Annotated in this window: 10 protein-coding genes and 1 pseudogene; 4 read left to right on the forward strand and 7 right to left on the reverse strand. The window is 43.9% G+C overall.

Features of this window, described 5'->3' with window-relative positions; genetic code table 11:
• Together VM802_RS08630 and VM802_RS08635 are read right to left on the reverse strand one after the other, a co-directional pair.
• Window positions 1-181: hypothetical protein (locus VM802_RS08630; RefSeq protein ID WP_325529429.1), on the reverse strand; the 181-nt coding region annotated here is incomplete at its 3' end.
• A 71-nt stretch (window positions 182-252) separates the two neighbouring features.
• A complete protein-coding gene (locus VM802_RS08635; RefSeq protein WP_325529430.1) occupies window positions 253-891 on the reverse strand; it encodes an START domain-containing protein in 639 nt (212 codons plus the stop codon).
• Between the two features lie 269 nt (window positions 892-1160).
• Here VM802_RS08635 and VM802_RS08640 point away from each other — a divergent pair, with 269 nt between their 5' ends.
• The 4 genes from VM802_RS08640 (at window position 1161) to VM802_RS08655 (ending at window position 8172) form a co-directional block, all read left to right on the forward strand.
• Entirely contained in the window at window positions 1161-3638 is a 2478-nt protein-coding gene (locus VM802_RS08640) for a DUF5686 family protein (protein ID WP_325529431.1), read from the forward strand.
• A 411-nt stretch (window positions 3639-4049) separates the two neighbouring features.
• Window positions 4050-6389, forward strand: a complete 2340-nt coding sequence (gene bglX, locus VM802_RS08645) for a beta-glucosidase BglX (protein WP_325529432.1) — start codon at window positions 4050-4052, stop codon at window positions 6387-6389.
• Between the two features lie 125 nt (window positions 6390-6514).
• The gene (locus VM802_RS08650) at window positions 6515-7288 is read left to right on the forward strand and encodes a 3-keto-disaccharide hydrolase (protein ID WP_325529433.1); all 774 of its coding nucleotides are present in this window, start codon (window positions 6515-6517) and stop codon (window positions 7286-7288) included.
• A gap of 410 nt (window positions 7289-7698) precedes the next feature.
• Window positions 7699-8172 (forward strand): DUF4920 domain-containing protein, encoded by a 474-nt coding sequence (locus VM802_RS08655; protein WP_325529434.1) that lies wholly within the window; start codon window positions 7699-7701, stop codon window positions 8170-8172.
• Window positions 8173-8265: 93 nt separating this feature from the next.
• Here VM802_RS08655 and VM802_RS08660 read toward each other — a convergent pair whose 3' ends face one another.
• From VM802_RS08660 to VM802_RS08680, 5 genes and pseudogenes are all read right to left on the reverse strand, one after another.
• The gene (locus VM802_RS08660) at window positions 8266-9261 is read right to left on the reverse strand and encodes a helix-turn-helix domain-containing protein (RefSeq protein WP_325529435.1); all 996 of its coding nucleotides are present in this window, start codon (window positions 9259-9261) and stop codon (window positions 8266-8268) included.
• A 358-nt stretch (window positions 9262-9619) separates the two neighbouring features.
• On the reverse strand, window positions 9620-12319 hold the full coding sequence (locus VM802_RS08665; RefSeq protein ID WP_325529436.1) for a glycoside hydrolase family 2 protein: 2700 nt from the start codon (window positions 12317-12319) through the stop codon (window positions 9620-9622).
• 72 nt (window positions 12320-12391) lie between these two features.
• Window positions 12392-12985 carry a thioredoxin family protein gene (locus tag VM802_RS08670; protein WP_325529437.1) on the reverse strand — a complete coding sequence of 198 codons (594 nt, stop codon included), beginning with the start codon at window positions 12983-12985 and terminating at the stop codon, window positions 12392-12394.
• Window positions 12986-12996: 11 nt separating this feature from the next.
• The gene (locus VM802_RS08675; RefSeq protein ID WP_325529438.1) at window positions 12997-14433 is read right to left on the reverse strand and encodes a RagB/SusD family nutrient uptake outer membrane protein; all 1437 of its coding nucleotides are present in this window, start codon (window positions 14431-14433) and stop codon (window positions 12997-12999) included.
• A gap of 38 nt (window positions 14434-14471) precedes the next feature.
• A pseudogene (locus VM802_RS08680) lies at window positions 14472-15509 on the reverse strand (SusC/RagA family TonB-linked outer membrane protein); the annotation flags it as partial.

Raw genomic sequence — 15509 nt, forward strand, 5'->3', positions numbered from 1 at the left:
ATAGTGCCATTTGCCTGGGATCGTTTTTGTTGACGGCATCGCGGAGATAGGTGATTGCTTCGTCATATTGTTGTTCCTGCAGGTATTCCATTACCCTGTTCTTGTCCAGTGTTTGCTGGGCCTGCGTTTGGTGAGCGCCTAGTATCAGCAGGAACAGCGGGATCAATAGATAGTTTCGCATAGTTCATCGTTTTCTACGCTAAAACTATATATTTAGTTTTAAAACGAAAAATTTAGTTAATAAAGGAAACGTTAAAATCCTTCCAGGATATTCTTAAACTTTCTCATGGTTTTGAAGAGATTATCGTGGATGATGGGGTCGGAAACCCACCTGGGGATTTTCCGGTTACGGTCTGTGGTAACAAGGTAAGTAATGCCAACATTTCCGTTCTGTTGTTCTTCCAGTACCCATTTGCCGCGGGTGCCCGTGATGCGGGTGATTTTACTACTGACAGGAAACTGGCTGTGGGTGGTGCTTTCAAAGGCGATGACACTGGCGCCGGCATTGCCCTGCCTCTCCTCAAAATGGTAGGAAAGACAGCAATCCTGGTCGTCCACGGGCCAGGGAATATCATATTGTATATAGGTGATCCAATGGTTATGATCGGGTAAGGGGATGATGCGGTAGGTGCTGGCATTGATATTCCACTGTGTGCCTCTGGCCTGGTTGCGGAGCAGGTCTGCCACGGCGGTGGGGGTGGTATGCACCATGAAAACGGCCTTTATTTCTCTGACTTTTTCGCCGCCTGCTGCCGCGATCCAGCGTTCATAAAGACTGATGGCGCCATCCTGTTTCACCAGCCGGAACCCTTCCGTATTCTGTGCGCCCATAGCGGATTTCGGGCCGGTGATAATGCTTAAGATTAATAATAGTGACTGCAGGAACTTCATACATCAACAATTTATTACTGTAAAAATGAAAAAACATCATTTCTCCGAAAAGAAATTTCATATGAACCGTAGAACCGGGACTTTAAGCTGTTGAATCCCTGCAACAGGAAAACGGTGTGACCACTTTGGGAAAATTATAACAATGTTTTTTCATTTCCAATGGAGGGTAAGGCTAAGTTGTGGCGTTTTGTCAATAACACCTGAACTGGAGCATTTTAGTAAGCTGTGAGCAATAATTGAACTTGATGTTAAGTACCTGCAACTGTATTTTGAAGAAGTGGATATTGTGTGCCTTCCTGCTGACTTTATCACAGGGAGTCCTGGCCCAGGACCTGTTAACCGGAAAGGTGACAGGACAGTTCACGCAAGAGCCATTACCGTTTGCCACAGTGTATTGGAAAGTTGCCGGTTATGGCTGTATGACAGACAGCGCCGGCATTTTCCGTCTGAAGAAGAGTTTCCGCACGCCGGATACATTGGTGGTTCGTTATGTTGGCTATAATGTAAAATACATACCTGCGCAGGAACTGCAAAAGTGGCCCGAACTGGTCATTGAGATGGAAACAGCGCGGAAGGAGGGTGTGGAAGTGAAGGCGAAGCTCAACAAGGGCCTCGTATGGTGGCGCCAGGTGGTGGCGCATAAAGGGGAGAATGCGCCTGCGCATTACAACTCCTATTATGCAGAGTTGTATAATAAACTCGAGGTGGATCTGTCTAACCTTCAGCATTCGAAATGGCTGCGGTCCGGCATGATGAAGCCATTTGCACCTTTATTACACCGCATCGACTCTACTACTGAGTCCCAGCCATTCCTGCCGGTGTTTCTCAGCGAATCCATCTCCGATTATTATACCGGCGGCTCACCCTCCAGGGTAAGGGAGGAGATAAAAGCGTTGCAGACCAGCGGTATCCGGAACGAATCCGTCATGGAATACCTGGGGGGCATCAACCAGAAGATCAATACCTACGATAACTACATGAGTATATTCGGGCGTGAGTTTGTCAGCCCCGTCAGCGCAGCCGGCGACCGGTATTATAACTACAAGGGACTGGACACCGTATTGCTGCATGGCGAGAAATATTATCATCTCGGTTTTGCGCCCAAGCGGGAAGGAGAGAACACCTTCTCCGGCGACTGTTGGATACATAGTAGCACCTGGGCTTTACAGAAGATCAGTATGACTGTAACCGGCGCTGTGAACATTAACTTTGTGAAGCGTCTGGATCTAATACAGGAGTTCTCCCGCCTGAATGAGAAAGAATGGATTGTATCCAAGGACAGATTTATTGTAGAGCTGAGCCCGCTTGGAAAGGAACGGACCTCATTTATTGGCCGCAAAACAACGTTGTATCGTCATGTGGAGGTCAATCAGCCACATATCGGCGACAGGCTGGGCGCCAATAGCAAGAAAGAGGAAATCGTGATTACGGACAGCGCCAGGCTGACTGACAGCAGTTACTGGACCAGGTTGCGGCCGGAGCCACTTTCCAGGAACGAGCAATACGCCTATACACTGGTGGACACACTAAGGTCGATGCCCGCTTTCAAAAAGCTCAGTAATACGGTCACTTTCATCGTGGATGGTCACATCAAACTGGGCAAAGTAGAGATAGGGCCATGGTACCGCTGGGTGAGCCGCAACCCGGTAGAAGGTATGCGTTTTCGTTTCGATCTGGGGACTACAGCAGCCTTCAGCCGTAATTTGCGACTGTATGGCTATCTGGCCTATGGCACCCGTGATGAATCCATCAAAGGGAAGTTCACGGTTGCTTATGAGTATCACAACTGGTCCTTCCACTCTTCCTATAAAGACGATCTGGATAACCGCCAACGAGGTTTTAACGGAGAAGAGGTTTCTCTCGATAATATCTTCGGCCAGCTGATACGCCGCTCCGGTATCAAACAAAAGTTCATCCGCGAGAATGAAATAAAATTCGCTGCCACACGCCGTTTTGGTGACTTCTCCATACAGGGCAGCGCAGCGAGAAGCTCGTATACCACCTTTGATCCGCTGCCTCCACACAAGATTTTCCTGCCGCCGGGAACAGACAATGGCCCGGTTGTAAATACAGAGTTCCAGGTAAAACTGCGTTATGCACCCGGTGAGAAGGAGATACGTACCTTCCGCAAAGTGCGCCGTCTGCGCAGCAACCAGCCAGTAGTTGAGTTGACATATGCCTTTGCTCCTTCCGGACTATTGGGCAGCCGCTATCAATATCAGAAGCTAAATATGAGCATCAGCCAGCGTTTCCGTATCCCTGGCTGGGGACAGGTGAACTACATGGCCTATGCCGGAAAGATTTTTGCGCCCAGGCTACCGTTTATGTTATTGCAGATGCATCCCGGCAACGAAACCTATTACTACAACAAAGAGGCTTTCAGCCTGATGAACAAATATGAGTTCTTCAGCGATCGCTATGCAGGTATCAATGTAGAACATAACTTTGACGGCAAACTGCTTAACCTGCTGCCTTTCATGCGTAAAACAGGTGTACGTCAGTTCTGGAATGCAAAAACGGTCGTCGGGGATCTTTCTCCTGCCAACAGGATCTATAACCGCATTGAATACGGCGACTATGGCATGCGCTCGTTAAAGGGAAATATCTATACAGAAGTGGGTACCGGCTTCGATAATATTTTCAGGTTCTTCCGGGTGGATGCTGTCTGGCGCTTTTATCCCAACAGCTCGCAGGCTTCACATCCCAGCAACTTCGGTATTTTCGGTAGTTTCAGATTGCAGTTTTAGTAATGACGGCTAACTGTAATGGTTATACGATGTGTATTTCTGCATCCGGTGATCTGGTTGCAGTAGGATACCGTAATATTATGTCCGTCAACAGAGCAGGACGCTGAGTTTGGAATACCCGTTACCGCAATTGTTGCTGGCAGTATATCTGCATAAATATCAACCCGGAGTGAACAGCGTCTGTTTTTATCGCCAATGCTTGCTGTGCGAGAAAATCACCTTTTAATTTATTCCTGTGACAGTGGGGTTTGTAGCCGTGTGTGTGGACATTGCACATTGTAATGCTCCATGATCTTATTATATCGTTTATAGGGTTAAATAAATATATAATCCGGGCTGGCTTTTATCGCCGGCCCGTTTTTTTATTTGTTTACATTTGTACAGCATTTTAAACACGTTAACAGGACACGTATGAAAAGGTCAAGCATTTTACCAGGGTTGCTGGCGCTGATGAGCCTGACGGCTGCGGCGCAGAACCACCCGAAGACAGGCATTGTTACTACTACAAGCAAAGAACCCCGTAAAGATATAAACAGCTTCGTGAACCGCCTGATGTCGCAGATGACACTGGATGAAAAAATAGGACAGCTCAACCTGCTTACGCCGGGTGATATTGTTACCGGTTCTGTAGCGAGCAGTAACGTGGCTGCCAAGATTAAGGCCGGCAATGTAGGCGGGCTGTTTGGTATTAACGGCGGTGTTGAAAAAATAAAACAGATACAGGAGCTGGCGGTAACCGGCAGCCGTCTTAAAATTCCCTTACTGATAGGATTAGATGTTATCCATGGTTATAAAACCGTATTCCCGATACCGTTAGGGTTATCGTGCAGCTGGGATCTACCGATGATAGAGCGTTCTGCACGCATTGCTGCTACAGAGGCCACTGCAGAGGGCGTGAACTGGGTCTATTCACCGATGGTAGACATCGCGCGTGACCCACGTTGGGGCCGCGTGGCGGAAGGATCGGGTGAAGATCCGTATCTCGGCGGCGAGATTGCCAAAGCCATGATAAAAGGTTACCAGGGCAACAGCCTGGCTGCTGCCAACACCGCTATGGCTTGTGTAAAGCACTTTGCACTTTATGGCGCAGTGGAAGCGGGAAGAGATTACAATACCGTGGATATGAGCCGTGTAAAAATGTTTGAATACTATCTGCCGCCTTATAAAGCCGCACTGGATGCGGGCGCCGGCAGTGTCATGACTTCTTTCAATGAAGTGGACGGCATACCGGCTACCGGTAATAAGTGGCTGCTCACAGATCTCCTGCGTAAACAATGGGGTTTCAAAGGCCTGGTGGTAACGGACTACACCGCTATCAACGAAATGATCGCGCATGGTATGGGGGATTTGCAGGCAGTGTCTGCACTGTCTCTCAATGCCGGTGTGGATATGGACATGGTGGGTGAAGGCTTTATCCAGACCATTAAGAAATCATTACAGGAAGGCAAAACCACGCAGCAACAGATTGATGATGCCTGCAGAAGGGTACTGGAAGCCAAATATAAACTGGGACTGTTTGAAGATCCTTATCGTTATTGTGATGCGTCCCGCAGCAAAGAAGTGCTGAGCGCAGCACACAAAAAAGCAGCGCGGGAATTTGGCGCCCGCTCTATCGTGTTATTGAAGAACAATAACCAGGCCCTACCCCTGAAAAAATCCGGCACCATTGCGCTGATAGGACCGCTGGCCAACGATAAGGTGAATATGCTGGGTACATGGGCTGTATCCGGCGACAGACAACTGGCTATTCCTGTGTTGGATGGTGTGCAGCGCGCGGTTGGCAGCAATGCTAAGGTACTCTATGCGAAAGGCGCTAATATCAGTGATGATACCGCATTTGTGAAGATCGTCAACAGCTTTACGCCCTATGGGAAAACCATTGCGGATGAAGCAAAATCGCCCGGGCAGTTGTTGTCTGAAGCTGTGGAAACAGCATCCAATGCAGACGTGGTGGTAGCCGTGGTAGGAGAAACCGCTGAAATGACCGGCGAGGCTTCTTCCCGCACAGATATCAGTCTTCCCGCCAGTCAGCAAAAATTATTACAGGCGTTGTCTAAAACAGGCAAACCGCTGGTGGTGGTTGTAATGGCAGGCCGCCCGCTCACGTTGGGTATGGAGAACGAGATCGCTGATGCCCTGGTAGATGTTTGGTTTCAGGGTCAGGAAGCGGGTAACTCCATCGCAGATGTATTGTTCGGCGATTATAACCCCTCAGGAAAGCTGACCATGACATTCCCGCAGCATGTAGGACAGAATCCGATCTACTACAATCATAAAAATACCGGCCGTCCTCAGCCTGTAGGTGAGCCTGCGCAGAAATTCCACTCCAACTACCTGGATGTGTCTAACGAGCCGTTGTTCCCATTTGGCTACGGTCTCAGCTATACGAAATTCACTTATAGCCCGCTGCAGCTTAGTAAGAACAACATCACGCCTTCAGAACGCCTGCAGGTAAAGGTGAAAGTGAGTAACACAGGTAAGTATGATGGTGAGGAAACTGTTCAGCTCTACATTCATGATGTATACGCTTCCGTGGCTCAGCCGGTGAAAAAACTGAAAGCATTTCAGAAGATCATGCTGAAAGCTGGTGAAACAAAAGAGGTAACGTTCCAGCTGACCACAGAAGACCTGAAATTCTACAATGCTGACCTCCAATATATTTATGAGCCGGGAGAATTTAAAGTGATGGTGGGCAGCAATTCCAGGGATGTGCAGGAAGCTACTTTTACACTGGTAAAAAATCAGAAATAATTTAGGTATTTTGAGATTTCGGAATTATCTGATTTTCGAATTTATGAATGCAGCGGAGATTTAAAATTTCCTAAATTCCTAAATCCGAAAATTCGAAAATACAACAACCACGTTAATTACATTTTATGAAAGGAAAGTACTTGCTTACCCTGCTGCTCGCAGGAGGATGTTATTATGCAAATGCCCAGGAAAAGGCAAAGCCTGAGGATACAGAAGTATACACGCCGGTACCGCCGGAAGTGAAGCCTGCAAAGAAATGCGGAGATGCGCCGTCTGACGCGATCATACTATTCGACGGTACTAATCTTGATCAGTGGGTAATGGCAGATGACAGAAATGCTGCTGCCCAATGGACTGTGGAGAAAGGGATACTCACCGTAAACAAGAAAGTAGGGAACATCGAAACAAAGAAAGCATTCACCAACTACCAGCTGCATATTGAGTGGCGCGTACCCGCCAACATTACCGGAACTGGCCAGGGACGTGGTAATAGTGGTGTATTCCTCGCTTCACTTGGTAAAGGAGATGGCGGCTACGAGCTACAGGTATTAGATTCTTACAATAGTAAAACCTATACCAACGGTATGGCCAGCAGTATCTACAAACAACATGTGCCGCTGGCTAACCCCACATTGAAACCGGGAGAGTGGCAGGTTTACGATGTAATCTGGACTGCTCCTGTATTTGGCACTGACGGTAAATTGGTATCACCTGCACGTGTAACAGCATTGTTCAACGGCGTGCTGGTTCAGAATAATGTGGAACTGAAAGGCCCTACGCAATACATCGGTCAGCCATCTTACGGCCAGGCGCATGGCGCGTGTCCGATTAAATTGCAGGCGCACGGTGACAAGAGCGAGCCACTTAGTTTCCGTAATATCTGGGTAAGAGAGTTATAATATTTGCGGATTTTTTTATTTCGATATTTAGTTATTTAAAAATGCAGCGGAGACAATAACTAAATATCGAAATAAAAAAATCCGCAAATGCCAAAAAGAAACCTCCGGACATCGTAATGCCGGAGGATTCCTGTAAGCTGGACTATTTCTGCTTCATAAAATTGCATTATAACGCTGCGGGGTAAACGCAGCTTTCTTTTTTTGTTTTCCGGCGATTTCCCTTTTTGCGTAAATGATTTTCCTGATTGGCATATGAAGCCGCTGGGCCTCACTCAAGACGACAAGGAAGCACTGATTGCCTTTTTGCAGGCGATTACAGACAAACCCTATAAAATGCCCGGGCCGGAAACATTACCACATTAATTATATCACTATCTTACAGCTGTAATAACCTATATAAATTGAGAAAGATGAAAAGGATTTTCTTTTTTGTACTGTTAGTAATCGGCATTGCTGCGAAGGCACAGCCACCAAAAGGCCCCGCTAATCCTGGTACTATTTATGGAGCAGGCACTACGGCAGGGGGAGCAGTGGAAGCTATGCAGCTGCCATCTTTATTAAAGAATGATACCGCTAAGATGCAGGTGAAAGTAAAAGCAAAGGTATTGGACGTATGCCCTAAGAAAGGCTGTTGGATGAAATTGCAGGTAAATGATAGTACTACCGCTTTTGTGAAAATGAAAGACTACGGCTTCTTCGTGCCGATGGACATCAAGGGGAAGACTATTGTGCTGGACGGTCTGGCTTACAATCATGTTACTTCTGTAGCAGAGCTGAAGCATTATGCTGAGGATGCTAAGAAGCCGCAGCAAGAGATTGAGGCGATCACGGCGCCTAAACGGGAGATCCGTTTTACCGCAAGCGGTATAGTAGTAGTGGAGTAAAAAAGGAGGTGAGGCCAGGATTAGCCCACACCGTTCGAATCCTATATCAATGGAATAACTTAAGATCGCAGGAAAAAAGGACTTGATAAATGGTTACTGGGCATTGCTAACTGCAACAGGCGAGCAGCCATAGTAGGCTTCGAAGTCCATCCACAGTTCGCGTTTTGTTTTGTATCCTGTTTTCCGTGCGATCATGCTCATGTTGGTTTTTGTTTTTACAATAAGATTATAGGCAGTCATCATTTTCTGCTGATGCAAATATGCTTCAGGTGTGATGAAGTAGAGGTGTTCGAATGCTGATTCGAGTACTTCCGGCTCCATGTTGTATAATGCTGCAAGTTTATCCACGTCATATTTTCCCTGCACATTTTCCGTGAGGTATTCAAATACCTCGCTTAAGGTGGCGTCTATTGCTGGGGTTGAGGAACTTTCAATGGATGAAAGTTCGTCCTGTCTGGCGAAATTGATAAAGAGGTCTACGCAACACCTGTGCAGGAAATATTCGGCCTGTACTTCCAGGAGTCTGCATTTCCACATGGAGAGCAGCAATCCGCGGGAGGCAGGGGTTATCTTATAAGGCTTTAAATTCAATGTGCCGCTTTCATCAGTTATTTTTTTGGTAGACAAATTATGCAGCTGGGGATACCGCCTGGCAAGGTCTGGTAGTATTCCCGGCTCGATATTGATGTGGAAGCTGAAGACAACTTTATCTGCTCCCACCAACGCTTTGTGAAAATGAGAGTGGAGATTGAACAGGTTTACTTCTTCTGCTCCAAGCCTGAAGGGGCCTCTTTCAAAGATATCTGCCATCACGCTGTCGGCGTCCATATAATGGAGAGCCAGTATATGCCGCGGTGTGAATGGCGCCAGGAGTATATCTGTGTTAGCGAACACTTCATGCGTCCATATAGAGAAGTCTTTTAGTTTAATATTCTGGCAGACCATATCACAATCGGCATCCCTGTAAAAGAACACACCTGCATATGGAATAATCAGATGCATATATTCTTCCGGTATGGTTTCAATAGGGGTAAAATCTCTCTCATCCTTCTCTATCCATAATATTTTTCTAGGACGTTTAGATGCCATATTGCAGATTTTATAAGCCTGGAATTTATTTGCCTGTCTCACGAAAGGGGATAGTAACAAATTTCTGTTTCACTCTATAGACTTCGCTATAACATTTGAATATTTATCATTTGAACTTGTGTGTTGAAATGACTTCGGAATTTGCATTTCGAACATATATAATACACCTCTCAAAATGCTTTAGTACTACGATTGAGGACCGATTTTTTGTTAATCCGTCATTAATTTTTTGTAACGAGAATTATTGTTTCATGCGGTAGTAGCGCAGTTCTGTGCAAATAAAAAGTCACCGGCAAGATTACCAGTGACGTATTTCTCTATTGGTGAAAAATGAAAATCCGAACAATAGTTTTATCCGTTATTGCTGAGGCCAGGTGGGGAGGCCCTTTTGCATTTTGTCGAGTGCTTCGGCGTAGACCTTCTCATCTTCGCTGCCTTTCTTTTCCTGTAGCGCTTTCCTTTCCCATTCTATAGCTTCATTGTGTTTGCCTGTTTTATAAAGGAGATTAGCGTATGTGTCCCATGCTTCTGGAGTGGGATCAAATTTTTCAATGTTGTATTTGGAAACATCCACGGCGAAGTTCAATATTTTAGGATCATTTACCTTTTCAAATATGAACCAGGAGAGTGTGTTAATATTATAGTCACTGTGTTTGAGTGCCGTTTTGTAATAGTGCATATAGTATTCTCCGAATTTTTTCCAGTCCTTGGCAATATCAAAATAGTAAAGCATACGGCGACCTATTACATATTCTTCTCCGGTAGTTCCGTATTTTTTCGTTACTCTTTGCTGTATGGCATCCCAGTCGGGATTTGGGTGTTTTTCTCCGATGTAAGGAGCTATTTCTTCGTTATTAATAATCTGTTTTACCACACTCTGTGCGCTACTTGGACCTAAAACAGCATTTATTTTTTCCTGATCATTAAGGAACATTTGAAAACCTTTGTCATTGGAGGTGCGTGTAATATGTCTGATAAATGTCAGGTTGTCTCTTGAAAAAGGTTGTGTAAGGGTGCTTATGAAGGTGTTCCCTATCTTTGTTGTGTTTGGCTGGTCCTGTTTACGAAGCGCCATTAAAGTCAGGCGTCTCAGGAAAGCAGAATCATGTTTACCCTGTTCATATTGACTAAGGAACTCATTGTATCTGTTGTCGTTATCGTTCAGATCCATATTTCTGGCGATGACGAACTTTGAGTCAGGAGTATATCCTTTTGCCTGTTCAATAAGCATACTGTTGATTTCTCTGATTTCATTGGCAGGAATCTTAATGATCTCACGATCGTAGGTGAGAATACCATTTTCTTCTCCTTCTACATCAAAAGGCTGCGTATAAATGGAGGCGCTTAAACCCTCGGTTTCCAGTTTTTTCAGTCGCTTGGTCATGATTTCATATTTGCCTTTCAGTTCTGCGGGTGTGATCTGGATATATCCCCATCCCTGCAGATCGTTCCATTCGTGATTGGGTACAGATACGCCAATACCACCAAATTCACCCAGTACTCTCGCTTTGCCTGGCTGTGCCGGAGCATTCATTGGATCGGGGTAGGAGTGTACGTCAGTCATGTCACTGCTAACCCAGGGATTATCAGAGGGGGCACGTAATTGTTCATTAACGTATAGTAACTCACCTGTATGCCCATTCACGATTCGTGAAGGATCTTGTTTTTTTACCCATTCTGTAAGTCTTTGCTGATCATAAGCCCCCCAGCGTTCATTGAAGAGCACCCAGGTAACAATACTGGGGTGATTATGGAGCTGTTCCATTGTTTCCTGCGCCTCTTTTTCAAAGGCGGCTTTGGCTCCTCCCGGCATATGATGAGGAGGATTTACAAAATCCTGCCATACGAGAACTCCTGTTTTATCTGCATGGTAATACCACCTTTCCGGTTCTACTTTTATATGTTTTCGGATGGTATTAAAGCCCATTGCTTTAATAGCTTTGATATCAAAAGCAAGGGCTTCATCTGTAGGGGCAGTGTACAAACCGTCTGGCCAGAAGCCTTGATCGAGCGTACCCAGGTTGTAAGTGTATTTATTATTCAGGAAGATGCGATCTACTCCTTTCTCATCTTTCTGTATGGTTATCTTACGCATGCCTGCATAGCTTTCCACCTGATCTACCGTGCCAGTGCCTTTCACCAAGCGCACAGAAATGTCATACAGAAAAGGATCTTCAGGAGACCAGAGATGCGGACCAGGAATACTGAGTGATAAATCTGCAGTTGCAGTCTTATTGTTTTTGGACAGTGATTGTTTTTGAGTGCTGATAACTTTCCCATTTGCTTTGGCAGTTACTTCTACAGCAATCGCATCGCTACCTTCCGCGTTTACGTTTACGTGTAGTATCCCTTTGTCGATATCTGGAGTTGCTTTTATACTACTGATATAGGAAGATGGAACTTTTTCTGTCCATACCGTCTGCCAAATACCGCTGCTGGGAGTATAATAGATATCCGCCGGGTTTAGTACCTGCTTGCCATGCGGATTGGGACCATCATCCGTTGGGTCGTAAACTTTCACCAGCAGTTCATTTGCACCAGGTTTCAGAAAGTCGGTAATGTCAAATGTGAAGTGCTGATAGCCGCCAGTATGCTGACCTACCTCTTTGCCGTTCAGAAAAATGGTTGCCTGCCAGTCTACTGCGCCGAAGTGAAGTAACAGCCGTTCTCCTGGTGCTAATGTTGGTTTTTGAATGTTTTTTTTGTACCAGAGCTGCTGATCGGGCATCAGAGATTTTTTCACCCCGGATAATGCTGATTCGAGTGGAAAGGGTACGAGAATTGTGCCTTGGTAACTTGTTGGAAAAGCTGTGGAGGAGTCTTTGATAGCATACTCCCAGAGGCCATTTAGATTTTGCCAGTTTTTACGTACCAGTTGTGGGCGCGGATATTCTTTTAATGCATTTGCAGGACTTACTTCCTTAGCCCACCGGGATTGCATGACTACAGGCTGTATTTTATAGCTGTCGGTTCCTGTTTTTGCTGTGTTGCCTTGCGCATAGCAGCTCACAGAGGTAATCCCGGAAAGGATAAGTACATTCAAGACATTTTTCATCATTAGGCTTTTTGTATGTTTGGTTTTTTGAGCAGGAATGGATACTGCAGTTGTGTCTTTTATAATTTAGATATTTTAATTGCGGTCAGTTGTTAGTTCTTTCTTCAATTTTGTCACCATTTGTTGGTCTCCTGATTTGTCAGCGGCAGTGATGAGCCTCGCAATAAAGGCTTGGTTTTTATACCCCTTGTTGTATTGTTCGAGTAAAAAGAAGTATTGTTCATCCGGGTCCAGTGCTTTCTTCGCCTTGGTGATAAATGAGCCGGCATCTGCAACTCCCCCGATTGCCTGATATACCAGTTCTCCGTCCGGGGATAAGAAGAGGAAAGTGGGAAACCCTTTGATGTCATATTTTTGCATGATCATTTTGGCGTCTTTATACCAGTTCTTTATCTCCTGGTTATCTTTGGATGTAACATCCATTTGCACTTTTAGATTTATGAAATTGGTGTTCATATAATCTGCTGCTGCTTTAGTCGTAAATATAGAATCGGCCATATATTTGCAAGGGCCACACCAAGTGGCGAAGCAATCGACAAATACATATTTATTAGACCTCTTTGCCTCTGTTAGTATTTGTTGCCAGGATGTTTGGCTTTCAAACTTAATATAGGTTGTATCTGAATTCCTTGGGAATATCGTTGATAATAATAAAATAAGACATTTCATATTAATTTGTATCAATATCCTGGATTTTGTGTTAAATTTCTATCTCTAAGTATGTCATTTAAGGTAATAGGATACAATTGCCAGTTACTGCTCCATGTACTACCTTTTTGAGATGCAACTATCTGCATAATGGCATCTATATTTTGGGTCCTTTTGAGATCTAACCATCTGTGTCCCCACTCAGAGAAGAGTTCCACTTGCCGTTCATGTAAAATATCTTCTAGTAATGTTGAAGTTGTACTTGCTGTTGTCTCGGGAAGGCCAGCTCTGACTCTAATTGTATTAAGATCATTAATGGCGTCTGATATATTTCCTTGTTGTGCCCTAGCTTCTGCCCGTATGAGATATTGTTCACCGAGCCGTAGAATGGTGCTATATTCTGTTATCGGTTGATATTGCAGGTTAATTTTATACTTATAAGGGTAGAAGTAATCAATGCCATCTTTATTAACACTTCCAATCCATTTTATTTTACGTTGATCAGTGGGCTCAAAATAATCCATCAGATTCTTGTTTAAATAAATTGGCCAGTCTCTAGAAGGGCCTGTTGACGGTAATACAAATGTTTTTGCATCCTCAGTGTTCCAGCCGTTATTAACTGGTTGCAGTTGCCAAATTGCCTCATTATTGTTGCTGAGAAATGTACTGTCTAAAGACGTAATGTTAAACAATGATTTATTGTTTATAACTACAGAAGCTATGTTTTCTGCAGAAACCCAATCTCTTGTGAATAAGTATGATCTCGATAACATGGCTGCCGCGGCCCATTTTGTCGGCCTTACCCTTTCTGATGTTGAACGAACTAGCGTCCCATCAAGGTATTTATCACTTAGTAATAAATATGCTTCTTTTAGATCTGCAATTATTACCTGCCATATTTGTGCTTTGGGGGTTCTTGGAAGTATTATATTTTGTTTATAATCTGTATTTATTGCCAACGGGACATCCCCATATAAATTTGTAAGGTAAAAATAGCTAAATGCCCTTATGAATTTAGCTTCTCCTATTAGTTGTTGTTTAATTTGTATAGATATTGATTTTGACTGTGAAAGCCCTTCTATAGCAGCATTAGCCACATAAATTAATTGATAATAGCTACTCCATAGGTCTGGAGTGCCAACGATTGAAGCATTTAAGGCATTTTTATAATATGCATTCAGCCGTACATCAGCAATACCATTTCCATATATTGTTAATTCATCAGCCGATAGTCCGCAATAGGTAGATACGCTAAGTGCGCCTCCATCTTTTATAGATGGTTGACTCATGTTAATATAGATGCCACTTAATACAGCAATAGCGGTAGCGTTACTGCTATATACATCAATATTGCTGATCCCATTGTTTGGAGTGTTTATTTGTACAAACTTCTTGCAAGAATTAATCAATAAAAGAAACGTAGTAACTACGATGAACTGTGTCAATAGTAATTTATTCGGGTATTTCATTTTTTACTGATTGTGATTTAAATAATGGGGGGATAAGATTATAAAACTATCTGAGCCCCAATTGTGATTTTTCTTAATGGAGGAAGATATGTAGAACTTTTTATTTCTGGATCCAATCCTTTGAAGGGGGTTATGGTAAGTAGATTTTGCCCATGAATAAATAACCTACATCCTTGTAGGCGAATCTTCTTTTTCCATTGATCAGGTAATTGCCATGATATTGATACGTTCCTTAGTTTAAGAAAAGAGGCATCTACCCAAAGTGCATCACTGTTGTTTATGGTATTAAACCATAATGGAAAAGAAAGTGCGTCGCTGTAATGATATTGCTCTATGGGAGCCTTATCTCCGGATTTCTGCCAACGATCTAATACCCAGATTGGTTGATTCCCAAGAATATTCTGAAAGGTTCCTGGAGGGGACGAAAGACCTAGCTGAATATCTTGTTTTGCTATTTGTTTTACGAATTGAAAGGAAACGTCAAGCTGAACCCCTTTATAAGTGAAACTATTATGAAAGCCTCCATAAAATTGGGGAGTGGTATTTACAATACGTATTCTATCGGTTACAGGATTGGGATCTGTAGTTAAATTGCCTTTGCTGTCCATGAACTGATAGTTCCCTGTACTTTCATTTACACCTATGAACTTGTATAGTTGTACTACGTTGATAGACTGCCCTACTATAAGTAACGATGCAAATGCTGAAGTAGCAAGTTCAGGGAAGGAAACTAGCTTATTTTCCGGAATAGTTAGATTTAAGTTAGTAGACCATGTAAAGTCTTTCTTTTTAATATTGATTGTATTAAGATTAAATTCCCAGCTTGTATTTTGAACTATGGCTGGCAAATTATTAGGAACGAATTGAAATCCTGTCAATAGTGGAAGCCCGATTTCCAATAATTGATTGGAAGAACGGTTTCGTGTATAATTTGTGTTTAACAAAATCCTATCCTGTAAAAATCCTATGTCTAAGCCTACCTGCAGTTTTTTAGTTTCTTCCCATTTTAAAAAGGGGTTTGTTAATCCATTGGACTGCAGTCCTTTAATGCCTTGATAACCAAGATCCGACATTAT

The sequence above is a fragment of the Chitinophaga sp. genome (assembly GCF_035538455.1).
In the GTDB taxonomy this organism is placed as follows: domain Bacteria; phylum Bacteroidota; class Bacteroidia; order Chitinophagales; family Chitinophagaceae; genus Chitinophaga.

Excerpts from the sequence above, each read along its gene's own strand:
- VM802_RS08635 (WP_325529430.1), bottom strand. The coding sequence starts at position 891 with ATGAAGTTCCTGCAGTCACTATTATTAATCTTAAGCATTATCACCGGC.
- bglX (WP_325529432.1), top strand. The coding sequence starts at position 4,050 with ATGAAAAGGTCAAGCATTTTACCAGGGTTGCTGGCGCTGATGAGCCTG.
- VM802_RS08650 (WP_325529433.1), top strand. The coding sequence starts at position 6,515 with ATGAAAGGAAAGTACTTGCTTACCCTGCTGCTCGCAGGAGGATGTTAT.
- VM802_RS08655 (WP_325529434.1), top strand. The coding sequence starts at position 7,699 with ATGAAAAGGATTTTCTTTTTTGTACTGTTAGTAATCGGCATTGCTGCG.
- VM802_RS08660 (WP_325529435.1), bottom strand. The coding sequence starts at position 9,261 with ATGGCATCTAAACGTCCTAGAAAAATATTATGGATAGAGAAGGATGAG.
- VM802_RS08665 (WP_325529436.1), bottom strand. The coding sequence starts at position 12,319 with ATGATGAAAAATGTCTTGAATGTACTTATCCTTTCCGGGATTACCTCT.
- VM802_RS08670 (WP_325529437.1), bottom strand. The coding sequence starts at position 12,985 with ATGAAATGTCTTATTTTATTATTATCAACGATATTCCCAAGGAATTCA.
- VM802_RS08675 (WP_325529438.1), bottom strand. The coding sequence starts at position 14,433 with ATGAAATACCCGAATAAATTACTATTGACACAGTTCATCGTAGTTACT.